Annotated in this window: 25 protein-coding genes, 3 pseudogenes and 1 riboswitch; of the genes and pseudogenes, 13 read left to right on the forward strand and 15 right to left on the reverse strand. The window is 63.3% G+C overall.

The window, feature by feature from the left end; translation table 11 throughout:
• Positions 1 to 60: 60 nt before the first annotated feature.
• The 10 genes and pseudogenes from E6C48_RS21695 (at position 61) to E6C48_RS21735 (ending at position 8,221) form a co-directional block, all read left to right on the forward strand.
• Complete coding sequence (locus E6C48_RS21695; protein ID WP_136360279.1) at positions 61 to 567, forward strand: carboxymuconolactone decarboxylase family protein; 507 nt, start codon at positions 61 to 63, stop codon at positions 565 to 567.
• A gap of 114 nt (positions 568 to 681) precedes the next feature.
• Positions 682 to 1,467, forward strand: coding sequence for an alpha/beta fold hydrolase (locus E6C48_RS21700; protein WP_136360280.1), 786 nt, complete (start codon positions 682 to 684; stop codon positions 1,465 to 1,467).
• A gap of 378 nt (positions 1,468 to 1,845) precedes the next feature.
• A complete protein-coding gene (locus tag E6C48_RS21705) occupies positions 1,846 to 2,601 on the forward strand; it encodes an SDR family oxidoreductase (RefSeq protein ID WP_136360281.1) in 756 nt (251 codons plus the stop codon).
• Positions 2,602 to 2,650: 49 nt separating this feature from the next.
• Positions 2,651 to 3,052 carry a cupin domain-containing protein gene (locus E6C48_RS21710; protein WP_136360282.1) on the forward strand — a complete coding sequence of 134 codons (402 nt, stop codon included), beginning with the start codon at positions 2,651 to 2,653 and terminating at the stop codon, positions 3,050 to 3,052.
• A 7-nt stretch (positions 3,053 to 3,059) separates the two neighbouring features.
• Complete coding sequence (locus tag E6C48_RS21715; RefSeq protein WP_230978906.1) at positions 3,060 to 3,560, forward strand: CBS domain-containing protein; 501 nt, start codon at positions 3,060 to 3,062, stop codon at positions 3,558 to 3,560.
• Positions 3,561 to 3,903: 343 nt separating this feature from the next.
• Positions 3,904 to 4,506, forward strand: a pseudogene (locus E6C48_RS23215) (PAS domain-containing protein); the annotation flags it as partial.
• 42 nt (positions 4,507 to 4,548) lie between these two features.
• Positions 4,549 to 6,525 carry a PAS domain-containing protein gene (locus E6C48_RS21720; RefSeq protein WP_407941035.1) on the forward strand — a complete coding sequence of 659 codons (1,977 nt, stop codon included), beginning with the start codon at positions 4,549 to 4,551 and terminating at the stop codon, positions 6,523 to 6,525.
• Positions 6,522 to 7,172, forward strand: coding sequence for a response regulator transcription factor (locus E6C48_RS21725; protein WP_136360284.1), 651 nt, complete (start codon positions 6,522 to 6,524; stop codon positions 7,170 to 7,172). Before E6C48_RS21720 ends, E6C48_RS21725 begins: the two co-directional genes overlap by 4 nt.
• Positions 7,162 to 7,545: a response regulator gene (locus E6C48_RS21730; RefSeq protein ID WP_136360285.1), complete on the forward strand. Its 384-nt coding sequence runs from the start codon at positions 7,162 to 7,164 to the stop codon at positions 7,543 to 7,545. The genes E6C48_RS21725 and E6C48_RS21730 overlap by 11 nt, the downstream gene beginning before the upstream one ends.
• Positions 7,535 to 8,221, forward strand: coding sequence for a response regulator transcription factor (locus E6C48_RS21735; protein ID WP_136360286.1), 687 nt, complete (start codon positions 7,535 to 7,537; stop codon positions 8,219 to 8,221). The genes E6C48_RS21730 and E6C48_RS21735 overlap by 11 nt, the downstream gene beginning before the upstream one ends.
• 20 nt (positions 8,222 to 8,241) lie before the next feature.
• Here E6C48_RS21735 and E6C48_RS21740 read toward each other — a convergent pair whose 3' ends face one another.
• Positions 8,242 to 9,822 carry an MFS transporter gene (locus tag E6C48_RS21740; RefSeq protein ID WP_136360287.1) on the reverse strand — a complete coding sequence of 527 codons (1,581 nt, stop codon included), beginning with the start codon at positions 9,820 to 9,822 and terminating at the stop codon, positions 8,242 to 8,244.
• Positions 9,819 to 10,853: an HlyD family secretion protein gene (locus E6C48_RS21745; RefSeq protein WP_136360288.1), complete on the reverse strand. Its 1,035-nt coding sequence runs from the start codon at positions 10,851 to 10,853 to the stop codon at positions 9,819 to 9,821. Before E6C48_RS21745 ends, E6C48_RS21740 begins: the two co-directional genes overlap by 4 nt.
• A 75-nt stretch (positions 10,854 to 10,928) precedes the next feature.
• Here E6C48_RS21745 and E6C48_RS21750 point away from each other — a divergent pair, with 75 nt between their 5' ends.
• Positions 10,929 to 11,564, forward strand: a complete 636-nt coding sequence (locus E6C48_RS21750; RefSeq protein WP_136360289.1) for a TetR/AcrR family transcriptional regulator — start codon at positions 10,929 to 10,931, stop codon at positions 11,562 to 11,564.
• A gap of 653 nt (positions 11,565 to 12,217) precedes the next feature.
• On the opposite strand, the gene E6C48_RS21755 is transcribed toward E6C48_RS21750, so the two are convergent.
• The 5 genes from E6C48_RS21755 to E6C48_RS21775 form a co-directional block, all read right to left on the reverse strand.
• Positions 12,218 to 13,240: an ABC transporter substrate-binding protein gene (locus tag E6C48_RS21755; RefSeq protein WP_136360290.1), complete on the reverse strand. Its 1,023-nt coding sequence runs from the start codon at positions 13,238 to 13,240 to the stop codon at positions 12,218 to 12,220.
• Positions 13,237 to 14,007, reverse strand: coding sequence for an ABC transporter ATP-binding protein (locus E6C48_RS21760; protein WP_136360291.1), 771 nt, complete (start codon positions 14,005 to 14,007; stop codon positions 13,237 to 13,239). Before E6C48_RS21760 ends, E6C48_RS21755 begins: the two co-directional genes overlap by 4 nt.
• Entirely contained in the window at positions 14,004 to 14,783 is a 780-nt protein-coding gene (locus E6C48_RS21765) for an ABC transporter permease (RefSeq protein ID WP_136360292.1), read from the reverse strand. Before E6C48_RS21765 ends, E6C48_RS21760 begins: the two co-directional genes overlap by 4 nt.
• Before the next feature lie 32 nt (positions 14,784 to 14,815).
• Positions 14,816 to 15,424 carry a YkoF family thiamine/hydroxymethylpyrimidine-binding protein gene (locus E6C48_RS21770; protein WP_136360293.1) on the reverse strand — a complete coding sequence of 203 codons (609 nt, stop codon included), beginning with the start codon at positions 15,422 to 15,424 and terminating at the stop codon, positions 14,816 to 14,818.
• Positions 15,415 to 15,527, reverse strand: a riboswitch (TPP riboswitch). It overlaps the preceding gene by 10 nt.
• Before the next feature lie 154 nt (positions 15,528 to 15,681).
• Positions 15,682 to 17,211, reverse strand: coding sequence for a winged helix-turn-helix domain-containing tetratricopeptide repeat protein (locus E6C48_RS21775; RefSeq protein ID WP_136360294.1), 1,530 nt, complete (start codon positions 17,209 to 17,211; stop codon positions 15,682 to 15,684).
• Positions 17,212 to 17,380: 169 nt separating this feature from the next.
• Here E6C48_RS21775 and E6C48_RS21780 point away from each other — a divergent pair, with 169 nt between their 5' ends.
• Positions 17,381 to 17,683, forward strand: coding sequence for a hypothetical protein (locus tag E6C48_RS21780; protein WP_136360295.1), 303 nt, complete (start codon positions 17,381 to 17,383; stop codon positions 17,681 to 17,683).
• Between the two features lie 191 nt (positions 17,684 to 17,874).
• On the opposite strand, the gene E6C48_RS21785 is transcribed toward E6C48_RS21780, so the two are convergent.
• The 7 genes and pseudogenes from E6C48_RS21785 to E6C48_RS21810 form a co-directional block, all read right to left on the reverse strand.
• Positions 17,875 to 18,669 carry an SDR family NAD(P)-dependent oxidoreductase gene (locus E6C48_RS21785; RefSeq protein ID WP_136360296.1) on the reverse strand — a complete coding sequence of 265 codons (795 nt, stop codon included), beginning with the start codon at positions 18,667 to 18,669 and terminating at the stop codon, positions 17,875 to 17,877.
• A gap of 123 nt (positions 18,670 to 18,792) precedes the next feature.
• Positions 18,793 to 19,419, reverse strand: a complete 627-nt coding sequence (locus E6C48_RS21790; RefSeq protein ID WP_136360297.1) for an NADPH-dependent F420 reductase — start codon at positions 19,417 to 19,419, stop codon at positions 18,793 to 18,795.
• 43 nt (positions 19,420 to 19,462) lie between these two features.
• The gene (locus tag E6C48_RS21795; RefSeq protein WP_136360298.1) at positions 19,463 to 20,401 is read right to left on the reverse strand and encodes an SDR family oxidoreductase; all 939 of its coding nucleotides are present in this window, start codon (positions 20,399 to 20,401) and stop codon (positions 19,463 to 19,465) included.
• A 47-nt stretch (positions 20,402 to 20,448) separates the two neighbouring features.
• A complete protein-coding gene (locus tag E6C48_RS22965; protein WP_136360306.1) occupies positions 20,449 to 21,111 on the reverse strand; it encodes an NADPH-dependent F420 reductase in 663 nt (220 codons plus the stop codon).
• Positions 21,100 to 21,501, reverse strand: a pseudogene (locus E6C48_RS22970) (nuclear transport factor 2 family protein); the annotation flags it as partial. The pseudogene E6C48_RS22970 and the gene E6C48_RS22965, both read right to left, overlap by 12 nt.
• 62 nt (positions 21,502 to 21,563) lie before the next feature.
• A complete protein-coding gene (locus E6C48_RS21805) occupies positions 21,564 to 22,166 on the reverse strand; it encodes an NADPH-dependent F420 reductase (protein WP_136360299.1) in 603 nt (200 codons plus the stop codon).
• Positions 22,167 to 22,242: 76 nt separating this feature from the next.
• A complete protein-coding gene (locus E6C48_RS21810; protein WP_136360300.1) occupies positions 22,243 to 22,977 on the reverse strand; it encodes an SDR family NAD(P)-dependent oxidoreductase in 735 nt (244 codons plus the stop codon).
• 227 nt (positions 22,978 to 23,204) lie between these two features.
• Here E6C48_RS21810 and E6C48_RS21815 point away from each other — a divergent pair, with 227 nt between their 5' ends.
• Positions 23,205 to 24,101 carry a LysR family transcriptional regulator gene (locus E6C48_RS21815; protein ID WP_136360301.1) on the forward strand — a complete coding sequence of 299 codons (897 nt, stop codon included), beginning with the start codon at positions 23,205 to 23,207 and terminating at the stop codon, positions 24,099 to 24,101.
• A gap of 274 nt (positions 24,102 to 24,375) precedes the next feature.
• Here E6C48_RS21815 and E6C48_RS21820 read toward each other — a convergent pair.
• Positions 24,376 to 24,480 (reverse strand): annotated as a pseudogene (locus tag E6C48_RS21820) (IS5/IS1182 family transposase); the annotation flags it as partial.

The following is a 24,480-nucleotide window of genomic DNA, read 5'->3' on the forward strand; positions in this document are numbered from 1 at the left end:
TTTCGGACGGTTTCCGCCTGACGCGCTTGAGGCCGAACCATCCATCCCGGGAGTGTTGCCATGAGAACTGCAGCGTCGTCGGAAGCTCTGCGCGGGCCTGACTGCCTGGACCTCCGACGTCCCGGGCCCTCGGCACAAATTCCCGACATTGATGCTGTGATCAAAGCTCTGTCGATCGCGCTTCGCTCACTCGTCGCCGACGATCCGTTGCTGACTCTCGCGGCGGCGCGAGCCGCGCAATTGACCCGTTGCGCCTTTGGCCTTGCCACCCATATCGAGCTGGCCAAGCTGCAGGGAGAGCATCCCATGCGGCTCTGCCATCTCTCGGCCTGGCGCGATTCGAACCTGTTCGGCCCGCGTGAGCGCGCCGCGCTCGAATGGGTGGAGATCATGGCGCTGTCACCGGCGTCGGTCGGCCCGGAACTGACCGGCCGTTTTGTTGACGTCGATCTCTCCTCGAAAAACATTTCCGATCTGAGCCTCGTGGTCGCGTCCGTCAATCTGTGCCACCTGCTGCGGTCGACGGTGACGGCCATTGGCCCGGCGCGAATTCGGCGTGCCGGGTAGTACCGACCCTGGACCTTGGTACGGCATCACCGATCCGTAGGTTCGATAGCGGCAAGTGTCATGCCGACGCATTTTCCGACGTGACAGCCGTCACATTCGCTCACGGAGATAGCAATGAAGAAGATCACGAAAATCCTGGCGCTTGCCACAGCCCTGACGGTATCGGCCGGCATAGCGGCGCAACCGTCGATCGCGCAGTCCAGGCCGACCATCGTTCTGATCCATGGCGCCTTCGCCGAATCTTCGAGCTGGGACGGCGTCATCGCCGAACTGGAGCGGGACGGCTATACAGCCGTCGCTGCCGCCAACCCGCTTCGCAGCGTCGCCACTGACGCCGCCGCCGTCGCGGCGGTTGTCCACTCGATCTCCGGCCCGGTCGTCCTGGTCGGTCATTCCTACGGCGGCCCGGTCGTCACCGAGGCAGCCAATGACAGCCCCAACGTCAAGGCGCTGGTCTACGTCGCCGCCTTTGCTCCCGATAATGGCGAGTCCAGCCTGTCGCTTTCGGCCAAGTTTCCCGGAAGCACGCTGGGGAACGCAATCGTCCCGGTTGAGCGCCCTGACGGTGTGCGCGATCTCTTCATCGAGCGTAGCAAGTTCCATGCACAGTTTGCTGCGGACGTTCCGAAGGAACAGGCCGACCTGATGGCGGCCACCCAGCGACCGGTCACGGAGGCCGCGCTGGCGGAGCCGTCCGGTGATCCTGCATGGCGCAAGCTGCCGTCGTATTGGATCTATGGTTCACAGGACCGCAATATTCCGCCGGCGGTGATGCGCTTCATGGCCGAGCGCGCCCGTTCGGTGAAGACGGTCGTGATCGACGGCGCCTCGCACGCCCTGATGGTTTCCCACCCTCACGACGTCGCCGACCTGATCGAGGCGGCCGCGACGAGACAATAAAGCGTCGCCGCTCTTCGGTCTTCGTACGTCCGGTTCCCTTCCAGAAGTGCAGGGATAATCAGCATGAAAATCCTAGTCATTGGCGCGACCGCCAGCATCCGCTCGCAAACCGTCGAGAGGCTGCGTGAAAAGGGGCATGAAGCGATGCCGGCATCGCCGCCAAGGCGCCATGTAGGCTCGCACACCGAAGCTCCCCGGGATCCCGGGTATGCGGGCCGACATCTGAGGCACTTCCTGGAAAGGACCTTCGCGCTGACGCGCGACCTATGGGGCAACTTGCGGCGCCTTGAAGCTGGAAATCGTCGGATACGTCGCTAGCCGGACGCCGACGCCGGTATCCATCAATCACAAAATTCCCAAACAGAACAGGAGATAGTCATGAAGATCGTCGTCATCGGTGGTACCGGCCTCATCGGTTCCAAGACAGTCGAGAGGCTGCGCGCAAAGGGCCACGAGGTCATTGCGGCCTCGCCGAATTCCGGCGTCAACACCGTCACTGGCGAGGGCCTGGCCGAAGCGCTCGCCGGAGCGCAGGTCGTCGTCGACCTGGCCAACTCGCCGTCGTTCGAGGACAAGGCGGTGATGGACTTCTTTCAGACGTCCGGCCGCAACCTGCTGGGCGCGGAAAAGACGGCCGGCGTGAAGCATCACATCGCACTTTCCGTGGTCGGCACGGACCGGCTGCAAGGCAGCGGCTATTTCCGCGGCAAGAAAGCCCAGGAGGACCTGATCCGCGAATCCGGCATTGCCTACACCATCGTCCATTCCACCCAGTTCTACGAGTTCATGGGCTCGATCGCCCAGTCCGGGACGGTCGGCGGCAAGGCTCTCGTTTCAACCGCCTTCGTACAGCCGATCGCCTCGGACGACGTCGCCGACGTGATGGCACAGGTCGCGCTGTCGGCCCCCCTGAACGGTATGATGGAAATCGCCGGGCCGGATCGCGTTCCGCTCAACGAACTCGTGGCCCGCTACCTGAAAAAGTTCGACGACCCCCGCGAAGTGGTGGCCGATCACCATGCTCTCTACTTCGGCGTCGAACTCGATGACGGCTCGCTCGTGCCCGGTGCCGATCCGCGCATCGGTCGGGTCCGCTTCGACGACTGGCTTCGGACTTCCGCCCGCAAGCCGTGACGGCGAGGCGCCGTCAGATGCTTGGACTCCCAAACGAAGGACTAAAACCATGATCAGGAAATTGCTTGCCCTGCCGCTGCTGGCGGCCATGGCGGCCACGCCGGCGTCGGCTCATGACGACAAGGTTGCCGTCGTCTACGACCAGCCGCTGCCCAACGTCCCCGGCAAAAGCATGAAGGGCGTGATCGTCGAGTATGAGCCCGGCGGCTCGTCGCCTGCCCATACCCATCCTGACTCCGCCTTCATCTACGCCACCGTCCTGGAAGGGGCGATCCGCAGCCAGGTCAATGACGGTCCCGTCATCACCTACCATGCTGGCGAAAACTTTTCGGAATTTCCCGGCGATCACCATGGAGTGAGCGAGAATGCCAGCAAGACCGAACGCGCGCGCCTGCTCGCCGTCTTCGTGGTCGACACGGATGAAACGGAATTGACGACCTACGCGGAGTGATTCGCAGTTGGTCGTTGCGAAGCGGGCGGCGTCGCATGCGGCGCCGCTCGTCTCTATCGAGGAGGTTTCCATGCTTGTTGGACAACTCAGCTCAATGACGACGGTTCGCCTGACGATCGTCGGTGTCGACGCACCGCTGCACGAGGCGGCGGTCTCCTTCCTGAAACCCGGCATCGGATTGGTCGTCGCTTGCCGTGGAAACGGCTTGGCTGCCGGCGTTCTGAGCAAGTCGGATCTCGTGCGCCATATGGCGACCGCGCGCGCCGAACTGGCCAGGGTATCCGCATTGATGAGCAGCCCCTTCTTCTCCTGCACGCCGGACGACGATCTCCACGCCATATGGGAAACCATGACTGCGCGGAGCCTCCAGAACGTGCCTGTGCTTGATACGGGCGCAAGACCTATCGGAGTGCTCGATATCCGCGATGCAATGAAAGCGCTGTTCGAGCAGGAGGAACTCCAGGAGAGACTTCTGGCAAACTACATTGCCGGAATCGGCTACCAATAAGCTTGTCCGTCCTGTCCCCGAGGACAGATGTACGCGGCGGCGAAAGACGCGAAATTGAACGCGCGGGCCGTGTTAACCGGACGCGACAGGGATGATGAACGTGGGGGTTTTTCCGGTTTCTCCCCACGGCCGACGAAGAGGCAGGCGAGCATCCAACCTGTCCGGTTCGCTCCCGACCCTGCCATGGTCGGCCAGGCGGATACATGGATTTCCATAGGATGTCCTGACGCGGTATCGGCTGTAGCCTGCGATGATGAACTGGCAAAACCCGAAACCGGCGAGAAATGATACGCTGGACTCTGACGCGGCCGCCGTCTGGCACGGCCGCAAGGAGGACCAGCCAATGACGACTGCGCTCGGGTCGGCCGCCGAAATCCTGCGGGCTGCGAAAATCGTCGAAGGCGTCGTCGGCAACGCCTGGGCGACCGACGCCGACGGCAGATTCATCTATGTGACGCCCGACGCTCTCACATTCCTCAACCTGACCCTGGACGACCTCAACACGCCCCCAGAAGAAGGGTCCCTGGGATGGAAGCGGGTGATCCATCCGGAAGACTACGAGGCTGCGGCGGCGACGTGGCGTCACAGCCTTCGCTCCGGCGAGCCCTACAATGTCGAGCATCGCATGCTGCTGGCGAATGGCGCCTATGGTTGGGGCCGGAGCACGGGGCAGCCCCTGCACGACGGTCTCGGCCGGATACTGGGGTGGTATGGCACGGTGATCGACGCCGGCGTTTCGACGAGCGCCGATAACCGGCCGTCATCCCAGACCACCGATGCCCCAGTGCACGACGCTGCTTCCAATACTCCGCCGCTGAACCTCGTCCATCCCCATGACCGGCCAGCCGCGGAACAGGCGATGGCACGCGCGTTCTGGCACGGTATTCCCCAGATTGTCAGCTACCGGCGGCGCCAGGCTGACGGCAGCTATCGCTGGGCGGAACTGCGCGCCGAGCCGGGATACGCCGTCAGCGTCGATGTAGACCCCATGGTGTCCAAGCCAGGCGAAAGGTGGGCCACGTCCGATACGCTCGGTGAAACGGTTGAGGCCGTGCGTGGGGCCAGGGCTGTCGAGGGCTTGTTCGGTGCCGCCTTCGCGTTCGATCCGTCCGGGACGTTTACCTATGCCACGCCGATCGCCCAGACTTCCATTGCGCTCACCCTTGAGGACCTCAACGAGCCGTTGAGCGTAAACAGCTTCCTCGACGGCGGCGATCTCGGCTGGAAAAGAAGCGTGCATCCTGACGACTATGAAGATGTCGCCGCCGCCCTGCGCCGTTGCCTGCGCACAGGCGAACAGTTCCATCATGAATGGCGCGTGCTGCGGACCAGCGGCCAATGGGTCTGGCATCGGTTCGCCGTCCGGCCGACCCACGATACCCAGGGCCGCATCACCGGATGGTACGGCGTCGGCATAGACATTGACGTCTACAAGAAGACAGAGGCGGCGCTGCGTGAAAGGGAGCGGGAGCTGTCGCAGCTCATCGATATGGTGCCCAGCCATTTGTGGCGGTTGAGTCCCGATGGCGAGCCGACCTTCTTCAACAAGCGCATGGCCGACTTTCTCGGCATGGATGCGGCGGACATGGCCAGCCCCGGCATGAGCCGGCTGGACAGGCTCATCGCCACGGTTCATCCGGACGATGCTGCCGAATTCGGCAATGCTCTCAACCGTTCTCTCGCCAGCGGCGAGCGGTTTGCCATGCGCTATCGCCTGCGGCGCGCCGACGGTGTCTATCACTGGATGTCGAGCCGTGCGGAACCGTTGCGCAACGAGGAAGATCGGATCGTTCAATGGTATGGCCTGTGCCATGACATTGACGATCAGGTGCATGCCGAGGACGCGTTGCGGGAAAGCGAACGCTCGCTCCGCCAACTCATCGAAACACTGCCCGCCCTGATCTACTGCGCCGCCCCCGACGGCAAGCCGATCTATCGCAGTCAGCAGCTTCGCGAATTCCTCGGTTTCAATCTGGAAGATAAGGATGAAGGGGCAAGGTCACGGTTGGTTGGCACGCTGGACGCCATCATCCATCCAGACGACCTCGCAGTCGTCAAGGAACGGTACGGTCATTCGCTCGAATCCGGCGAACCCTATGCCCTGCAGCACCGCTTGCGGCGTTCCGACGGCGAATATCGTTGGGTCGAGACACGGACCGCGGCGATGCGCAATGCAGAAGGCGCGATCGTGCAGTGGAATGGTGTCTGTTTTGACATTGAAGATCAGGTGCGGGCGCAGGAAGAGTTGCGCCTTTCCCAGGAGAGCCTTGCGCGGGCCAGCCAGGCGGCAAGTCTCGCGGAGCTATCCGCCTCCATCGCCCATGAGGTGAACCAGCCATTGGCGGCCGTTGTCGCCAACTCGCACGCCTGCCAGCGTTGGCTCAATGCAGATCCACCGAACCTTGAACGGGCGCAGAAGACTGTCGAGCGCATCACGCGTGACGCGAACTCTGCGGCTGATGTGGTCAATCGTATTCGTGCCCTGTTCAGACAATCGGCCGAAGCCCGTACCGGCGCCTCGATTACCGGCGTCGTTGCAGAAGCGCGTGAGGTCCTGACGGAAGAGGCTTTACGACGGGGCGCCCGCATGGACGTTGCGGTCGAGAGCGGCCTGCCGACGGTTCGACTCGACCGCGTCCAGATCCAGCAGGTTCTGGTCAATCTGATCCGCAACGGTCTGGACGCCATGAATTCCTTGGCCGGCCCCAGGATCGTCAGCATCCGGGCGCGGCGATCGGAAGAAATGGTTCGGATCGAAATTGCCGACCGGGGACGGGGGGTGGAATTCCCCGAGAGAATATTCGAGCCATTCTTCACCACGAAAGGAGACGGGATGGGCATGGGGCTGGCGATATGTCGCTCCATCGTCGAATCGCATGGCGGGCGGCTTTGGGCGGAGAAGAATGAGCCACAGGGGGCAAAGTTCATCTTCACATTGCCGATCGAGCCGGACGCGACGCCATGAACGTGCACGACCACATCGTATTCGTCATCGACGACGATGTCCGCATCCAGGAAGCGCTCGAAGAACTGCTGGCTTCCCACGGCATCCATGCCGTCGTCTTCGGATCGGCAGGCGAATACATCGACGCCGAAAAGCCGGACGTCGCCTCCTGCCTCGTCCTTGACGTCGAACTGCCCGACATCAACGGACTCGACCTCCAGCGCCAGATCGCCGAGGGCGATCATCCGCCGATCGTGTTCATAACCGGCCATGGAGACATTCCATCCTCTGTCAGCGCCATCAAGCAGGGCGCGGTTGATTTCCTGACCAAGCCGTTCAGCGACGGCGACCTGATGACGGCGGTCCGAGCGGCCATCGCACAGGATCGGCAGCAACGTTCGCAGCGTGCCGACCTCGAGCTGCTCAGGCAACGGTACGCCCGACTCACGCCCCGGGAACGCGAGGTCATGCCGCTCGTCGTCAGCGGGCTTCTGAACAAGCAGGCAGCTGCCGAACTGGGTATCAGCGAAGTCACGCTGCAAATCCACCGCCGCAACGTCATGCAGAAAATGGTGGCCGCTTCTCTCGCCGATCTGGTGCGCATAGCCGAACGGCTGGAGATGCCGGTCACCCATTCGCGCCGTACCGGAGGTTCGAGTGTCGAGTAGAAGAAATACCGTTGCCATTGTCGATGACGACCCCAGGCTGTTGGAGTCGCTGGCGGACCTGCTCGAATCCGCCGGCTACGAGGCCCGCACCTTTTCTTCGGCGGGTACGCTGTTGGCCGGCGGGCTGCTGGACCTGGACCTGCTCATCACCGATATCGGCATGCCGGGAACGGATGGCTTCGAGCTTCGTGGCATGGTGACGAAAGAGCGCCCCGATCTACCCATCTTTCTGATCACGGGCCGCCATGAGATCGCGGATCAGGACCGTGCCAGGGATCATAGCGGGTTCTTCCGCAAGCCTTTCGACGCTCAACAACTGCTCGCGGCAGTGGCCGAAGCGTTAAACAACCAGGAGGGTGAAGATGAGACTTGAACAGCCGTTTGTGCGGAGATCGGCACCGCAAACCCTGCAACGGAAGGGTGAGCCTGACAAGCCGCTCGTCATCATCGTGGATGACGACGAAGCCGTTCGCGAAGGACTCTATGAACTCATCCTGTCGGCCGGCTTCCAGCCGGCAGCTTTCGCCTCGACGAAGGAACTTCTAGAGGCAGATGTGATCGACCGGCCCGGATGCCTGATTCTGGACGTGCGGATGCCGGGCTCCAGTGGCCTTGACCTCCAACATCATCTGACGCGGAACGGCAATCCAAAGCCGATCATCTTCCTGACCGGGCATGGTGATATTCCAATGACCGTACAGGCGATGAAGGCAGGCGCCATCGACTTCCTGACCAAGCCGGTACGCGACCAGACATTGCTCGACGCGGTGATCGCGGCGATCGCCGCCGATGCCCGGCGCAGAGCGGACGCTGAAGTGGTCGAGCGCAACCTCAGACGTCTGGAGACACTGACCCCACGCGAGCGCGAGGTGTTGCACGAAGTGGCGCGGGGAAGACTCAACAAGCAGATCGCCTACGATCTCGGCATCAGCGAGGTGACGGTGAAGCTGCATCGCGGCAATGTCATGCGCAAGATGCAGGCGGCTTCCATCGGCGAGCTTATCCGTACGTGGGAAACGCTACCGGCGCCGATGCGAGAAACCGCGTGACGGCCGCGCCGCAACCACGGTCAGGCTCGCGCCTTTGCCAGCTTAGTTAGGGCGACCCTGATCGTAATCAGCATCGGTGCGGCAACGATAAACAGCAGTGCGACCGCGTTGAACGCCGTGTCGAAGGCGATCACCGTGGATTGGCTGATTACCGCTTTGCCCAGCAGACCGAGGGCAGCGCGGCTGGCCTCCATGGCGTCCATTCCTCTTGCGGCGAGTGCGGCAGACGTTGCCCCAAGCCGCTCGCCGACAGCTGGGGCGCCGGACGTAACGTGCGCGCCAATTACCGCCGCATTCGCTGCGACATTGTCCTGGATCAGCGTCTGGAGAGTCGCCACGCCCACCAGCCCGCCAAGCTGTCGGCCTGCATTGAAGAGGCCGATGCCGGATGCAAGATTACGGCTTTCGAGCCTGTCGAAGGCGATCAAGGTGATCGACAGGAACAGAAAGCCGAGGCTGAAGCCGCGTAAAAGGATGGCCGCCATCATGTCGTCGGCTCCGCTTTCGCCGGTCGAACCCGAGAGCATCCACATCGCAACCATGATCATCAGTATGCCGAAAGGCACGGTGGCGATTGGGGGAACGCGGCACGCCTGCATGAGGAAGGCTGAAACCAGAAGCGAGAAAGCGAAAACCCCGCCACTCGGCAGCAGGAGTTGGCCGGCGTCGGTTGGCGTGAAAGCGAGGATCGACACCGCGAACGACGGAATAAGATAGGCGCTGCCGAACAAGGCTGCTCCAGCGACAAAGCTGACGACGAAGGCAAAGGAGAAGTCAGTCGACAGGAACGCGGTGAAGTCGAGCAAGCCGTCATGGCCAGCGCATATCTCCCGGCCGATGAATAGCATCAACGCAATCGTGCCTGCCACCGTCAGCCCCACGATGTGCGGATCTTCGAACCAGTCCCAACGGCTGCCCTGGCTCAAGACATAGGTGAAGCAGAAGAGCGCTGTGGAAACGAGCGAAAAGCCGATCCAGTCGAACGGATGGCGCATAGCTTTGTCCGGCTTCGGACTGTCTGCCACCAACATCAGACCAGCCGCCGCCGAAGCTACCGGAGCGGCGCCGAGGAATATCCATGTCCAGGACCGGCTGTCGAGCAGCCAGCCCTGAAGCGCCGGGGCGATCGTTGCGGGGGCTACGACCGAGCCCATTGCGAACAGCGCCTGAAGAAACGGCTGGCGACGGCGCGGCCAGGCGAGAAAGATGAGCGTCTGACCACTGACTAGTAGAATACCGCCGGACAGGCCTTGCATGACGCGAAGCGCAACCAGCAGATCCAGCCGAGTCGTCGCGGCGGCAAGGGCGCACGCCGCGCCCATGACCAGCGTGGAGCCAGCGATCAGGCCGCGCGGGTCAATACGGTTGATCAGCCAGGGCGCGGCCATGAACCCCGTCAGCTTCAATGATGTGTAGCTCACATCGAGCCAGGCGAATTCGTCCGGCGTCGCGTAGGTGTCGCCGATAATGTCGCTGCGCCCAAGTGACAGGACGGTACTGGCGATCGCCTCAGTCAGCGCGGCCAGCACGATCCCCACCAACAGAAAAGTCCCTGCCGCAGGGCGATCGCGGCTCACCGCGCTGGGGAGGGTGGTGGTCATGAACGGCTGCCACCATCAATCTCGACACGTGCTGAGAGGCCGGGTACGAGACGGCCGGGTAGCGGGTTGTCGACGAGCCGGATCTTGACCGGAACCCGCTGAACGACGCGGACGAAGTTTCCAGTGGCATTGTCCGCCGGCAACAGGCTGAAGGCGGAACCGCTGCCGGGCGCAAAACTGTCGACCTCGCCCGCAAGCGTTTCTTCCGGATAGGCATCGACGGTGATGCGGACGCGCTGGCCGGGTCGGATACGTCCGACTTGCGTTTCCTTGAAGTTGGCGACGATCCAGACATCGTCGACGGGAACGATATCGAGCAGCGGGGCGCCGGGCGAGACAAGCCGGCCGACGCGGACCTGCCGGTTTCCGACGATGCCGTCGACCGGAGCGCGGACCACGGTATTGTCGAGGTCGATCTGGGCTAGGTCGCGAGCCGCCCGCGCCTGATCGACGGCGGCTACGGCGGCTTCGCGCTCGGTGGAAAGAACGGCGATGCGCTCCTGTTGGGCATCGGCAGCAGCAGCAGCGGCGGCTACGGCGGCTTCCGCGCGCGACCTCGCGGCATCGCTTTCGTCAACCTTGGCCTGACTGATGGTGTGGCTGCGGGCAAGTTCGCGACGCCGGCCGGAAGCCTTCGACGCCAGCGTCAGTTCGGCCTTGGCCGATAGTTCCTGCGCCTGCGCCTGCCGCACCAGCGCATGCTGAAGCTCGATCTGGGCATCGACATTGGTCAGCCGGGCCAGCGCAGCCTCAACGGTGGCGCCCGCCTCCGCGAGCTTGGCGTGATAATCCCGATCGTTGATCCTGAACAGGACGTCGCCTGCCTGCACGACCTGATTGTCGTCGATCGCCACCGCATCGACATAACCCGCGACCTTGGGAGCGATCGCGGTAACATTGCCACGAACATAGGCGTTGTCGGTGGAGGCCTTCGCGTCGAAGCGCAGCACTGACCAACCTGCCGCCAGGACGACGACGGCTCCCAGGCACAACAGCATACCGACGAGCTTCCTGTTTCGCGACTGTGCCATGATGGCCTCCGGTAATGATCGTTACCATTGACGCTTATGGTAACGAGTGTTACCAGTCAAGCGTGCCTGGAAGGAATGGATACATTGGGTGGTGTCAGGTCAGGGCGAATAATCCGGCGACGGGAAGCGCTTCTTCAGGCGGCTGCCGAAATCTTCTTCGAACAGGGCTATGCGGCAGCGAGCATTGACGCGATCATCGAGCGTGCCGGCGGGTCGAAGCGAAACATCTACAGCGAATTCGGCAACAAGCAGGGCCTGTTCGCCGCGATCGTCACCGGGAATGCCGACGAGGCGCTCTCGAGCCTCCCGATCGACACCGTCGAGGAGCGCGATCTCGCCGAAACGCTGACCGTCTTCGGCCGTCATCTTCTGCGCATCTACATGTCGCCGACGGTGATCGGCATCTATCGGCTTGCGGTTACGGAGGCCAATCGCTTTCCTGATCTTGCCAAGGCATTCTACGAACAGGGACCCGGCCGCACGACAATCCGGCTGGCGCAGATCCTTGAGGCGGCGCAGAAGCGAGACGAAATTCGGATGGGAGATTGCTGGCAACTCGCCGACCGCTTCGTCGGCATGATTCGCGACAATCTGCATCTGCAGGTGGTACTCGGATTGCGGCCACCGCCCTCCGAAAAGGAGGCCGACAAAGCGGTCAGGTCTGCTGTCGACTTGTTTCTTAACGGCGTTCGGGACAGCCGACACACATAGCTGATCGAACATCCGACTTTCCATGGGCCGGATTCCGCCCGATGGAATTTGCGAGCCTCCTCGCGAGCCTAGCAGAGCGAAGCCGTGGTTTGCTGTCGCAGAAAGATCGGTAACAATCCTGACTGACCCCAATCCTTCGCAAGTCATGCCCATTCCTTTCGCACTGTGCGGCGGTGAATTCACCAACTTGGCGGCAAGGATGCAGAAAACTTCTGCGCTTGACCATTCGACCCGGGGGTTCACTAAGCGATACAAAAGTGCAGGATACCGATACGGTCGACGAGCCTCCCACCCGAAGCCTGTTGAGGAATGGGCATCGGCTGCGAAATTCCCTGGAAACTCCATGCCGCCTCCTGCCCCGGTCAAAGTGTCCGTCGCGCCGGAGGACAGTAAGCTTAGAGCGCCACCAGGAGCGGGTCGAAAAGTTACAGCGAAGTCGGTTGTTGAACGACAGCTATCGGCCGGGCGCCACCCGGACCGGTCAGACTGCAAACGACCCAATCTGGCAGCATGCGACCGCTGCTGCAAACGGCAGGTGTCAGAGCATCATAACAGGCGCTCGAACGTCCGAGAGTAAGGTCGACTGCAGAACGGCAGCTTTCCACCGAAGGCACCCCACGAGCGGACAGTCCGAAGTCGGCCCCCAAGCTGCCTCATTGCGCATTGGCGAGATACTCGTTCGTGAAGTAGCCGCCGAAATCGGGAGGGCTCGTCAGCGCGTCCCCGTTCGCGTCTCGCAGGATGCCGGCCGTGAACAGGAACGCGCCCATCGCCTCCACCTTGCCGCGATCGATCTCGCCGACGGTGCCGTCCGGACGGGCGAGATAGTTTCCCTCGACCAGCGCCTTCATGGAAGCGCGGATGAAGGCGGGATCGGTGAGCATGCCTTTGTTCGCTTCCACCAGCATCGCCGCCGCCTCGTCGGGATTGGCAACGGCGAAGGCGTAGCCGCGACGGGTCGCCTGCCCGAAGGCCGCCGCTCTATCAGGATGCCGGGACAGATAGGCATCGCTCGAGACGATGAACGTCGTGTGCTGATCCGGCACGCCGTAGTCGGCATAGCGGAAGGCGCGCTGCGGCCTGTTCTCCAGTTCGGCCTTGACTCCTTCCCAGGTGTAGACCTCCAGCGTGAAATCCACCGCGCCGTTGGCCAGCGCTTCGTAGGCCGAAGTGCCCAGGGTCACCGTTTCGAACCTGCCCTCGCCACCGTCGTTTCGGATCAGCGTGCCGATCAGCGCGTTCTCCCAGGCGCTGCCGAAACCGCCATAGGTCCTGCCGTCGAGGTCCCTCGGCCGCTGGATCCCCGCCCGGTCGGCATTGAAGACGAGGCGGCCGGTTTCGGTCTGCACCACGGCGTAGACCGCCTTGAGGTCGGCCCCGGCCGCACGCTGGGTGAAGAAACCGATCGCGCCGCTGACACCGAAATCGGCCACCCGGTTGCTGACCAGCGTGCCGGCCGCGGTGTCGGCATAGGGGAGAATCTCCACCTCCAGCCCAACGTCGGCATAGAAGCCTTTGTCGCGCGCGACATAGAGGCCGACATGGTTGGTGTTGGGCGTCCAGTCGAGCGCAACAGTCACTTTCGTCTTATCGGCCCGCGCCCAGGCAGGAACCGCGCAGCTCGTGCCCGCGGCGAGCCCGAGCAGAAGCGCATCGCGGCGGTTGATCGTGGTCATGGGTTGGATTCTCCAATGGTTTCAGTTTTGAGAAGCGTTTCCAGCACAGCGGCTTCCACCGCGCTGGCGTCCCGCAGGCCGGTGGCGCCGGCGTGGCGCGGTCGCGGCAGCGGAACGGAAAACTCGCAAACGACGCGTGCCGGACGTGCTGACAGGACGTAAATGCGATCGGACAGGAAGACAGCCTCGCGCACGTCGTGCGTTATCAGCAGCGCCGTCCAGCGGTGGCGCCGCCACATGGCCTCCAGCCAGCGCTGCATGCCTGAACGGGTGAGCGCATCCAGTGCGCCGAACGGCTCATCCAGCAACAGCATGTCCCGCTCCTGCGCCACGGTACGCAGAAGGGCGGCGCGCTGGCGCATGCCGCCGGAAAGCTGGGCCGGGTAATGGTTCTCGAACCCTGCCAGCCCGAACTCCGGAAAGAGCGCCAGCACCTTTTCCCGCGCAGCCTTGCGCCCCATGCCCTGCACCTCGAGGCCGAGCGTGACGTTGTCGAGGATGCGCCGCCACGGCATGAGGGCGTCGCGCTGGGGCATGAAGGCGAAGCGGCCGACTTCCGGACCAAGCAGCTGGCCCTCGCAGCGTATGCTGCCGCTGTCGGCACGGATACCGCCGATCAGCATCTGGAACAGGGTAGACTTGCCCGCACCCGACGGGCCGAGGATCGACACGAATTCGCCCGCGTGTACGTCGAGCGAAATGCCGTCAAGAACAGGCGTGGTTCCGAAAGCCTTGCGGATATCTTCGAGTTCGAGCTTCGGCGTCATGGCGTCGGCCCCCGTTCCAAGCGTACCCAAGGCATGGCCAGACGCTGGACGAGCACCGTGGCGGCGAACAAGAGCAGGGTCAGCGTCGCGCTTACGCCGACCGCGGCGAGCACGAGGTCGGGCCGAAAATTGTTCTTGGCGTTGAGAATGTAGATGCCGAGGCCGCGCGCCGCGCCGGCGTATTCGGCGAAGATCGCACCGACGACCGCATAGGTGATGGAGATGCGCAGGCCCGCGAAGAAGAAGGGCGCCGCCGATGGAAGGCGGGCGAGCCGGAATCTTAGCCAGCGCCCTGCGCCCATGGAGCGCAGCAGCGTCAAGATCTCCTTTTCCGTCGACTCGTAGCCCTGCACCAGCGCGACCAGCATCGGAAAGAAGGTCACCAGCGCGACCAGCATGATCTTCGGCATCAGTCCGAAGCCGAACCAGAGCACGACGAGCGGCGCGATGGCGACCAGCGGCAGCGTCTGGCTGACGATGAAGACAGGAAATAGCGCCCGCCGCAGTGCCTGCGAGAAGTCGAGCAAGATGGACAGGACAAACGCCGTCGCCAGCGAGCAGCCGAAGCCGAGCAGAGTCGCGCGGATGGTGGGCAAGGTATTGTCCCACAGCGCCCGGCGGTTCGCCCATGCCTGCTCCGCCACCCGGACAGGAGACGGCAAGATGGTCGGGCTGATACCGGACAGATAGGCATAGAACTGCCAGGCAAGCAGCAGCGTTGCGATGGCGATCGCGGCAGGCCCCGCCCGGGCCAATAGGGAAAGTGTTTTGGGCATGGTGCAGGCGCCTTGCGCGGACAGCGCCAGGCTCAGATGGCAGTCGGGCTGTTGGCCGAAACGGTGAGGTCGAGCGCCAGATGGCCTTCGGGAGAGCCGAAACGCAGGAACGCCTCGCCGAGTGTGGCGAACACCGGTCCGGCGTCGCCGCGCAGCGTGGTGCAGAAATTTTTCGACCGCCCGAACACGCCCGAGCGCTTCACGAAATCGATGCAGCCGTAGATCTCGTCCATGTGATGCGCCGCGCCCAGCGGGTAGAGCGACAACTGTGCGGCCACGGCCTGTCCCGTTTCCGGTGCGCCCGCTACGACAGCCAGCGCGGCCTCCACCCGTTGACCGAGCGGCATGTCGGCCCCTCGGCCCTGGATGGGCGTGCAGATCGGATCGTCAGGCTCGCCGGGACAGCCGCGCGACACGGTGGCATGCAGCACGCAATGAACGCCGCCCCGGGAAGCCGCGACATGGAGGTCGCGCATGGCGGGAAACAGCTGTTCGGGGGCCCCGACCAGCAGGGTGGAAAGGTCGTCCGTCTCGATCCGGAAGCGATCCCGGTAGGGATCGAACGCCGACAGGCTGCCGAGGATGACGCGAACGAAATCGTCCGCCATCGGGTACAATGCGACTTGTGCGCCAGAAAACATGATCCGCCTCGCTCCGCTGGTATTACCCAGATCAGCTTGAGGGTTTCGCGGCTTGGCGCTGCGGTCTCAGCCCCGGCAATACGGAGCACCCCTGTGGTGAGGCGTTACTCAACACAGATTTGTCGAAGGCGCAAGACGTCTGGGTAATTACCCTTGGGAGGCGAGAGCAGGAGGCAGCGGCGATGGAAGAAAGGAACAATCGCTTGTAGAGCGGCTAGATTAATTCCGACTTTGCGCCGGAGGAGGTATAGCAGACGCTAAAGCGGCAAACCCGCCTTGATATAGCCGTCGAGGAAGTGCTGCCGGTCCTCATCGCGTCTGAAAGGCTGCGTGGCCGCCCAACGCGATGCGAGAAAGCCGGGATTTATCTCGAGGAAGCGGCAGGCTTCCTCGTGAGCTTCGCTGAGCCGACCGAGCTGCGCCAGGCTCGCGGCAAGGATGCGCTTTGCCGGGAGCCGGCCGACCTCCTCCTTGCGGAGAACCCGGACCGCCTCGGCATAGTGGCCGGCGGCATAGTATGCGAAGCCAAGGTCCCAATAGTACCAACCCGGCGGAAAGGGGTTGAGCCGGAGAGCATTCTCGGCCAGTTCGACGGCATCGTGAGGCTGGCCTTGCAGGACCCTCAAGCCCGCCATGTTCACCATCGTATCGGCATGGTTCGGGTTGATCCGCAGCGCCGTTTGCAATGCGGCTTCCGCCTCATCGAGTTTGCCCTCGCAGAGCCGGGCATACCCAAGCACGCTATGCGCCATGGGATCGTTCATATCGAGCGACATGGTTTTCTGGGCGTAAGCGAGCCCCAGGGCCTGGTTCGCGTCGAAGTCCTCCCCGTACTGGATCGCCGCGCTGTAGTACGAGACGGCAAGCCATGCATAGGCCTCCGCCAGATCCGGATCGAGCTCAATGGCCTTGGCAAGGAAAGTACGAGCGAGATCGTTCCCCGCGGGTGAGTGCATGACAAGAACGCGCCCGCGAACGAGGAGGTCATACGCCTCGATCGTCGTCCGGCGCCGGGGCGTATCATCGAGCACCGGTCCAAGCGGCAGCACGTCAGACAAGGCCGCGACGACCTTACGTACGACCTGGTCCTGCAGACCAAAGACGTCGGCCAGATCGCCATCGAAGTGCTCGGCCCAAAGGCATCTGTTCATCGTCGCCTCGGTGAGGCGAACCCCAATTCTGACCTGGCCTGCGACGCGGCGCACGCTGCCCTCGACGACATGGCGGGCGCCGAGTTCCTTCGCGATCGATTGCGTATCGGTGGACCTTGCCTTGAAAGCGAACGATGAATGGCTCGCGATCACATGGAGGCCAGGCACCTTCGACAGGTCGGCGATCAGATCCTCCACCAGACCGTCGGCGAAATGCGCCTGCTCCGGATCGAGGCTCATATACGAAAAGGGCAGGACTGCGATGGAGGGGTCCGCTTCGAGCGCTCGGCCGGCGTCGACGATGCGAGCCTCGCGCTCCTGGATGGTGAGCGGGCCTGCGAAACGATAGCCCACCCGCGGGAAAGTCACGATCCACTCTTCCCCGTCCGGCGAGACCCGCAGCCGTCTCCGGAGGGTGGCGATCTGCACCGTCAGATTGCTTTCCTCGACGTTGGTATCCGGCCAGGCGGCATCCATCAAAGCCGCCTTGGGCACCACCTGACCGCGCGCCTCCACCAGGGCCTGCAGCAGCGCGAGGGGTTTGCTTCCCATCGCAACAGGAAGGCCGTTCTCGAAGAGTGCGCTGCTGCCAGCGTCGAGCACGAAGGGGCCGAATGCGAAGCGCTGAGGCGCCATAGCCTATCATACGACCTTCGGACGAAATTTTGCGCCTTTCGGAAAAATTTTGGATTCTGTTCGGAGCGTCTTCAGGATTGCCGCCGCGAAATCGCCGATGCTCTCCACCTCGGGCCAGCCTGAACGGGATCTGGCCAAAGCTTAGCAAAGCACCAGGGGAGTTAATCATATGGCGAAGCTAACATTGGCGATAAGCGTGCTTGCCGGCGTGACCGCGCTTTGCGGCGCTGCCGCAGCCGATTCCTCGATGGTCGGCCCTGCATACATCGGGGATCGTGCGGCGGACCCCGAGGACGAGACGTTCGCCTATCTGGTGAAGCCTGAAGACAGTGATCATCCGATCGCTTTCATCGGCCCGGCCCGCAATTTCGGCCCCGTCACCGGCGATGCGGAGAAGGACACAATCGGGTACCTGCCGCTGCTCGCAGTGCAGAGAGATGGCTTTTGGTCATTTGCGCTCGCGCGCGAGTGAGGTTTCAAATGCGGCAAGGACTATGGATCGCCGTCTACGCTGACGGGTCCTCACCACCCGCGCGGATCATGGCGACCTATGGTCTTAGCCTTGCGGCAATCGGCGCATCTCTGCAGACTGGCAGGTTTCGGGCGGCCATCCCTCGTTCCAGCGCAGAAGTTCGTCTCGAATATTTCGCCCTACGGAAGCAGTCAGGCAATGGAGCGCAACACGCCACCGTCCACGCGCAGGGATGCGCCGGTCGTCGCCGAAGCTTGTTCCGAAGCGACATAGACCACCATGTTCGCCACTTCTTCTGTGGTTGCGAAACGTCGGATCAGCGTGGTCGGGCGCATCGTTTTCAGAAAGTCCTGCTCGGCCTGCGCGGGCGTGATGCCTTGCTCTTGCGCAACCGATTTCATCCAGTTGGACAGGATTTCCGAATCGGTCGGGCCGGGCAACACCGCATTGACGGTGACGCCGCTGCCGGCAACGAGTTCGGCCAACCCGCGCGATACGGCGAGCACCGCGGTCTTGGTCACTCCGTAGTCGATCATTTCCTTCGGGATGTTCAACGCCGATTCGCTACTGATGAACACCACGCGTCCCCAGCCGCGTGCCGTCATCTTCGGCAGATAGTGGCGCGCCAGGCGCACGCCGCTGAGCACGTTGAGGTGGAACAGGTCGAGCCATTCTTCATCGGTTTGATCGAAGAAGTTATTCGGGCGCGCGGTGCCGGCGTTGTTGACGAGGACGTCGGCATCGGGCGCTCGCGCGATCAGCGTGGCGCAGCCTTCCGGCGTGGCGATGTCGGCAGCGACGCCATGCAGTTCTGCCTGCGGCAACAGCGCGCGCATTTCGCGCAGCGCCATGTCCACGCGTTCCCGCGTGCGGCCATTGACTACGACCGATGCACCAGCGCGTGCCAGTCCTTCGGCAATCGCTCGGCCAATCCCCGCGGTGGAGCCGGTCACGATGGCTTTGCGGCCTTTGAGTTCGATGTGCATGCGATTCTACTCCGGTGGATGGCGGTTCAAGTGGCGGCGTTCGCGGCTTCTGCCCCCGCGGGGCGGGCGAGGTGTTCGACTTAGTCTTTGTGATAACCGCCCCATGCGATGCGTATCGTTGACTCAGCCGATATCGACGTTCATGGCGAAGTCCCAGGTGCCGGCGCCGTTTTTGGCCAGGCCGATCATCATCAGGCCGAGCGCCTCGAGCGTCTGGGCCATGTGCAGGCCGCCGACATCCAGCGGTCGAAGCCCGAGACTTTCGAGAAAGGTCGAGACGCGCGCCTTCGCCCCTGCATCGTCGGCTGCGATGAACGCGTCGAGCCGTCCGCCCTTGGCGAGTACGTGGCCGAAGATCGTGTTGAACGCCTTCACGACATGCGCGCCGGCGGGGAGGCCCCTGGCGATTTCCTGCGCACCGGAACTGCCGGAGGGAGTGACGAGGCCTGAAAGGTCGGGAGCGACCGGGTTGGTAATGTCGATGATCACCTTGCCGTTAAGCGCTTCACCAAAGTCGGCTACGACCGCCGCTGCACCGGGGTACGGTACGGCGAGGATGACGATGTCGCCCGCAGGCGCGGCGCCGTACGCCCCTGTGGTCGCCCCGGCTGCAAGATGGTCGGCCAGCGCCCGCGCCTTGGCGGGGTCGCGGGTGATCACTTCGACGGTGTGTCTCGCTTTGGCAATACGGTCTGCAATTGCCGTGGCCATGGTTCCTGCGCCGATAATGCTGATGGTGCTCATGTTCAATCTCCTAAAGACGTGGAATGTTGTTCGTGGTCACCAAGCGGGGTCAGCCGGCCGGGAAGTAATGGCCGTTGTCGAGATCCGCGATCAGACCCGGCTGAGACGGCTCCCAGCCGAGGGTCTGGCGGGTGATGAGGTTGGACGCCGGAACGTCAAGCGTGACCAGATTCGCGAGGAACCCGAAGAATCCCGGCAGCATCAGGACGTCGGCGGGAATGGGCACAGCGGGTAGCTTGAGACGGCTGCCAATGGCCTCGGCGATCTCGCGGAACGGGACACCCTCGTCACCGACCGCGTGCCAGACTTTGCCGGCAGGCCCCTTCTCCAGTGCCAGGCGGAATAAAGAGGCGAGATCGCGGGCATGTACGGCCGGCCACAAGTTCGCGCCGTCCCCCGGATAGCCCATCACGCCCTTTTCCTTTGCAAGCCCGATCAGCAGCGGGAGGAAGCCGGCATTGTCGGTCGTGCTGTGCATGATGGGAGGAATCCGCACAACCGAGGACCGTACGCCCTTCTCGGCCAGGCCAATTACCGCAGTCTCCACGACGTTACGAACCCGCAACGTGCCCTTGTATCCGCCGCCGGGAAGAGCCGGGTCGGCCTCGGTGGCCGGTCGGCCCAGGCCTTCCCAGCCGGGCGAGCCAATGCTCCCCGACACGACAAGCCGCTTTCCGGTTCCCGCCAACGCCTCGCCGTAGGCGAGCATGATCTGGACCTCTGCGGCAGCCACGGCGTCGAGCCCGCCGGAGGGAAGCAGGTCCTGCCGGTGCGCGACGTGGATGACACCGTCGGAGCTTGCAGCCGCCGCCTTGAGCCCGTCAAGGTCCTCGAGGCTGCCGCGACGCACCTTGGCGCCGAACGCGGTCACTTCCGCCGCAGACTTCTCCGAACGGGCCAGAGCGGTGACCTCGTGGCCGGCGGCGACGAGCTCGGAGATGATGTACGGACCGGAATGGCCGGTCCCCCCAGTGACGAAAACGTGCATGGTACTGCTCCTTGTGGGCGACGCGAGAAGTCGCGGTACGGGTTTGCTCAGCCGGGAAGACTGACGCCAATTGAGAAATTGGTGTGCCTGACGGAGTGGGTCATAAGGCCCAGCCACAACATGCAGGCGTGTTCCAATGTCCGCGCCATGGTCAGCGGCCCGGTATCCATCGGCCGCAGTCCGAGGCTTTGGATAAACGCCGAAACGCGCGCTTTCGCCTGCGCGTCGTCGCCGGCAAGAAATATGTCCAATGTACGGCCTTCGACCGGACCGGCGGCAAGAACGTTCGAATTCTGGGTGTTGAACGCCTTGACTATCACCGTGGCGGCAGGAGCGGCCTTGGCGATCTCCCGCGCGCCGAAACTGTCCGCCGGGGTCAAGAAGCCCGTGAAATCGGATTTGATGGGGTTGGTGATGTCGACGAGGAGCTTGCCTGCCAGGCCCTCGCCGTACTGCGTGACCACATCAAGAGCGGCTGCGTAGGGAACCGCCAGGATGACAATATCGCCGGCCGGGGCGGCGCCGAACGTCCCTGTCGTTGCGCCCGCCCCGATCTGCTCGGCCAGCGCCCGCGCCTTCGCGGCGTCGCGACCCAGCACCTCGACGAAGTGTCCGGCCTCGACGGCAAGGCCGCCGATCGCCGCGGCCATATCGCCCGATCCGATGATGGTGATCGTCTCAGTGATAAAGGACCCTGGGCTCGCGGCCATGTCGGAGGCCCGCGCCAGTGCTTGCGTATCGATATACTCCCGGATGTTCGTCAGCTTGCCGTTCTGGACGGTAATGGCGAAGACGAAATGGTCCTCGAACGCCCTGTTCGTAGCCTTGACCTTGCCCCTTGCGAAACCGAGGATCAGGACCCGATCTCCCTGCGCTACGTATTCGCGGGGCTCTGTGTACGTTTCCAACGTCTTGGACGCCGTTAGAAGCAAATCCGCCAATCCAGAGTGTCCGCGGTGCGTACCAGCCAACGGCCAGTTCTCGCCCGGGATGATCCACTCGATGTCTTCGGCGACCAGCGCCAGCAGACCCTCCCTGTCGCCGCGACCGATCGCGGCGAAGAAGTCCTTCACGGTCTGGACGTTCTTCTCGGTACTCATAGGAATTTCTCCATTTCCCTCGGATCGCGTGCGTCGTGGCTCTCCCGGCGGGGAAGTCGTGTTCATCCGTCGAACTTGATCAGGTCCTTGAAGATCAATTGACCCCAGCTATTTCCGCGCGCATGGACCAGCAGCCCACCTTCCGAAAGCCCGCCGAGTTTGATCGGCGCAAAACCGAGATTTTCCGCGAGCGAACCAATCTTCGCTGCGGCAGCGTCATCGTCGCTCGCCAGGAACACGACCCTCCTGCCGCCATGCACGGCCGGATCCTGGTCGAGGACCGCAGCGGGCAAATGGTTGAAGCCCTTGACCAGTCTTGCACCAGAGAAGGCCTGTGCAACGAACCTGGACGAAGGCTGTCCTCCCAGTTTCTCAGGGGGCACGCCGTAGGCATTGGTCACATCGACGATGGTCTTGCCCTGCCAAGTGGGAAGCGCCTTCGCGACATCCGGGTGCTGTTCGAAACGGACGGCCAGAAAGGTGGTGTCCGCCTTGACGGCGTCCGCCAATTTGGTGGGAATGACTGTGCGTCCGATCGCGGCCGCTGCGGATGCAAAGCTTTCCGGGTCGCGCGTGGTTGCAACGGATACTTCCATGCCTTTGCGGGCAAACGCCTTGGCCAGAGCCTGGCCGATATTGCCGAAGCCGATGATTGCGTAGCTCATCTATATTCTCCTTGGGTTGATCACGCCCCCACGGCGCTCCGAACAATCGAATGGAGCGCCCGGCCGGGCGTGCGTGTCAGAGTTGCGCCAAGCCGCCGTCGACGGCGACTTCGCTGGCGGTCATGAAACTGCTGTCCGAAGACGCGAGAAAGGCGGCCACCGCCCCGATCTCCGCCGGATCGGCCATCCGCTGGAGCGGAGTCATCGCAGCGAAGGTTTTCTGGCCTTCCTCGCCCAGCGCTTCCTTCGCGAGTTCGGTCGCCGTCGCCCCGGGCGACAGCACGTTTACCCGGATGCCGGTGCCCTTCAGGTCTTCCGCCCAGGTCCGCGCGAGGTTGCGCACTGCCGCCTTGCTCGCGCTGTAGGCGCTCATTCCCGGAGCACCCGTGGTGCCGGCGCTCGATCCCGTCAGGATGATCGAACCGCCCTGGCCCATCAGGGGCAGCGCCTTCTGGACCGTGAAGATCGTACCCTTCACATTGGTGTCGAAGGTTTCGTCGATGTGCCCGGCGGTGATCTCGCCGAGCGCAAGCTGGCTTCCCGCCCCGGCATTGGCGAAGACGATGTCGAGGGTTCCGCGCTCGGCCTTCACCGCCGCGTAAAGCCGGTCGAGGTCGGCCTCATCGGAGACCGAGCCCTTCACCGCGCGGGCATTGGGGCCAAGGTCGGCTACAGCGGCGTCGAGCGCTTCCTGCCGGCGGCCGAAGATGAAGACGAACGCGCCTTCCTCGATGAAGCGCCTTGCTGCGGCGCGACCGATGCCGGTGGAGCCACCTGTAATCACGGCGGTCTTTCCGCTTAATCTCGTCATGTCAGTGTTTCCTTCGTTTCGGCGTCACGGGCCGTTGGCTGTAGGGAGGTCCCCTGAGAGCCCCAAAATAGGTCTGCCGAAGTCAGGCGGTGAGTGCGCAAGCGCGCATATCGGTGGTGCGAAATCGATCCGGCTGGAGGATTGAACGTCGCGCCGATCGCGCGTACCGCGGCTCAATGTGCTAGAAGGGGCTTTGGAAGGCGCACCGCACGGTGCGGGATTGCACCATGATCGACTGGGACGACGTTCGCTACTTTCTTGCCGTCGCGCGGGGAGGCTCGGTCCGGGCCGCCGCCGGGCGCCTCGGAGTAAATCACTCGACCGTGCTGCGACGTATCGCTCAGCTCGAGGAACGCCTCGGGGCGCAGATGTTCGAGAAGCAGCCCTCAGGCTACCGCCTGACTTCTGCGGGCGAGGAGGTCCTCGATCTCGCGAGCCAGATGGAAGCGTCGTCGCACCAGCTGGAGACGCGCATCTTCGGGCGCGACCAGAGCGCTCGCGGGCTTTTGCGGGTGACGCTTCCGCCGTTCCTCGCCACACATTTGCTCATGCCGGATCTCGCCGACTTCGCGCGTCTGCATCCTGACATCGAGATGGAAATCCTGTCGTCCGGCGAGGTGGCAAACCTGACCAACCGGGATGCCGACGTCGCGATCCGCATTGTCGCCGACCGCAAGACCCTGCCGCTCAATCTTTATGGCCTGAAGGGACCGGAGCTGTTCAGCGGCGTCTACATGTCCCGCGATCGACTGGCCGCGTGGCGTACGGGCGCGCCCGATCCCGTCCGGTGGATCGTCATAGACAATCATGGAATTCCGGACTGGGCGCGCGAGGGAGAGATTCACACCACGGGAGTTCCGTTCAGGACCCCGGACGCCGAGACGCAGATCGTAGCGGCGCAGCAAGGGATCGGGATGACGAAGCTGCCGTGCTTCGTCGGAGATACGGACCCGTTATTGGTGAGGGTGCCGGGCACCGACCTGCCCATGCATGGGACGCTCTGGCTTCTCACGCAGGGCGAGGCACGCAAGACCAAGCGCGTGCGGCTGTTCACCGAGTTCGTATCCCGCAGGCTCGGCGCCTACGCTCCGCTTCTGGCAGGGCTGTCCGTATCGGGCGGCTGATGCGGCGCAGGTCGCCGACGAAGAGATTCCAGAATTCGCCGAACAGATGGAAGCGTCGTCGAACAAGCTCGGAACACGGGTCGGTTCGGCTCAGCACGCTCCTGCTCGCCTTCATCAAGGAGGTGGGTGAGGCGAACCCCACCCACGGCTAGGTCGGGGAATGCCTATCGACGCTCTTGAAAATACCGCCTGGCCTCCAGATCACCGTCCCGTCAGGTCCGTCACGTTTCAGTGAAGCGCTTGGGTTTGATCGTCTAGGCTCAGGACTCATTAATCATAGCCAGAAGATGACGGCGGCAGCGATGCAGATTGCCGAGAAGAAGGTGTGGGCGCAGCGGTCGTAGCGGGTTGCGATGCGCCGCCAGTCTTTGAGCTTGGC

The organism is Ollibium composti, assembly GCF_004801285.1.
Classification (GTDB): Bacteria; Pseudomonadota; Alphaproteobacteria; order Rhizobiales; family Rhizobiaceae; genus Mesorhizobium; species Mesorhizobium composti.

What these genes read in the sequence shown, in the direction of transcription:
- E6C48_RS21695 (WP_136360279.1), top strand. Translation starts at nt 61, where the DNA reads ATGAGAACTGCAGCGTCGTCGGAAGCTCTGCGCGGGCCTGACTGCCTG.
- E6C48_RS21700 (WP_136360280.1), top strand. Translation starts at nt 682, where the DNA reads ATGAAGAAGATCACGAAAATCCTGGCGCTTGCCACAGCCCTGACGGTA.
- E6C48_RS21705 (WP_136360281.1), top strand. Translation starts at nt 1,846, where the DNA reads ATGAAGATCGTCGTCATCGGTGGTACCGGCCTCATCGGTTCCAAGACA.
- E6C48_RS21710 (WP_136360282.1), top strand. Translation starts at nt 2,651, where the DNA reads ATGATCAGGAAATTGCTTGCCCTGCCGCTGCTGGCGGCCATGGCGGCC.
- E6C48_RS21720 (WP_407941035.1), top strand. Translation starts at nt 4,549, where the DNA reads ATGGTGTCCAAGCCAGGCGAAAGGTGGGCCACGTCCGATACGCTCGGT.
- E6C48_RS21725 (WP_136360284.1), top strand. Translation starts at nt 6,522, where the DNA reads ATGAACGTGCACGACCACATCGTATTCGTCATCGACGACGATGTCCGC.
- E6C48_RS21735 (WP_136360286.1), top strand. Translation starts at nt 7,535, where the DNA reads ATGAGACTTGAACAGCCGTTTGTGCGGAGATCGGCACCGCAAACCCTG.
- E6C48_RS21740 (WP_136360287.1), bottom strand. Translation starts at nt 9,822, where the DNA reads ATGACCACCACCCTCCCCAGCGCGGTGAGCCGCGATCGCCCTGCGGCA.
- E6C48_RS21745 (WP_136360288.1), bottom strand. Translation starts at nt 10,853, where the DNA reads ATGGCACAGTCGCGAAACAGGAAGCTCGTCGGTATGCTGTTGTGCCTG.
- E6C48_RS21750 (WP_136360289.1), top strand. Translation starts at nt 10,929, where the DNA reads ATGGATACATTGGGTGGTGTCAGGTCAGGGCGAATAATCCGGCGACGG.
- E6C48_RS21755 (WP_136360290.1), bottom strand. Translation starts at nt 13,240, where the DNA reads ATGACCACGATCAACCGCCGCGATGCGCTTCTGCTCGGGCTCGCCGCG.
- E6C48_RS21760 (WP_136360291.1), bottom strand. Translation starts at nt 14,007, where the DNA reads ATGACGCCGAAGCTCGAACTCGAAGATATCCGCAAGGCTTTCGGAACC.
- E6C48_RS21765 (WP_136360292.1), bottom strand. Translation starts at nt 14,783, where the DNA reads ATGCCCAAAACACTTTCCCTATTGGCCCGGGCGGGGCCTGCCGCGATC.
- E6C48_RS21770 (WP_136360293.1), bottom strand. Translation starts at nt 15,424, where the DNA reads ATGTTTTCTGGCGCACAAGTCGCATTGTACCCGATGGCGGACGATTTC.
- E6C48_RS21775 (WP_136360294.1), bottom strand. Translation starts at nt 17,211, where the DNA reads ATGGCGCCTCAGCGCTTCGCATTCGGCCCCTTCGTGCTCGACGCTGGC.
- E6C48_RS21780 (WP_136360295.1), top strand. Translation starts at nt 17,381, where the DNA reads ATGGCGAAGCTAACATTGGCGATAAGCGTGCTTGCCGGCGTGACCGCG.
- E6C48_RS21785 (WP_136360296.1), bottom strand. Translation starts at nt 18,669, where the DNA reads ATGCACATCGAACTCAAAGGCCGCAAAGCCATCGTGACCGGCTCCACC.
- E6C48_RS21795 (WP_136360298.1), bottom strand. Translation starts at nt 20,401, where the DNA reads ATGCACGTTTTCGTCACTGGGGGGACCGGCCATTCCGGTCCGTACATC.
- E6C48_RS22965 (WP_136360306.1), bottom strand. Translation starts at nt 21,111, where the DNA reads ATGGCCGCGAGCCCAGGGTCCTTTATCACTGAGACGATCACCATCATC.
- E6C48_RS21805 (WP_136360299.1), bottom strand. Translation starts at nt 22,166, where the DNA reads ATGAGCTACGCAATCATCGGCTTCGGCAATATCGGCCAGGCTCTGGCC.
- E6C48_RS21810 (WP_136360300.1), bottom strand. Translation starts at nt 22,977, where the DNA reads ATGACGAGATTAAGCGGAAAGACCGCCGTGATTACAGGTGGCTCCACC.
- E6C48_RS21815 (WP_136360301.1), top strand. Translation starts at nt 23,205, where the DNA reads ATGATCGACTGGGACGACGTTCGCTACTTTCTTGCCGTCGCGCGGGGA.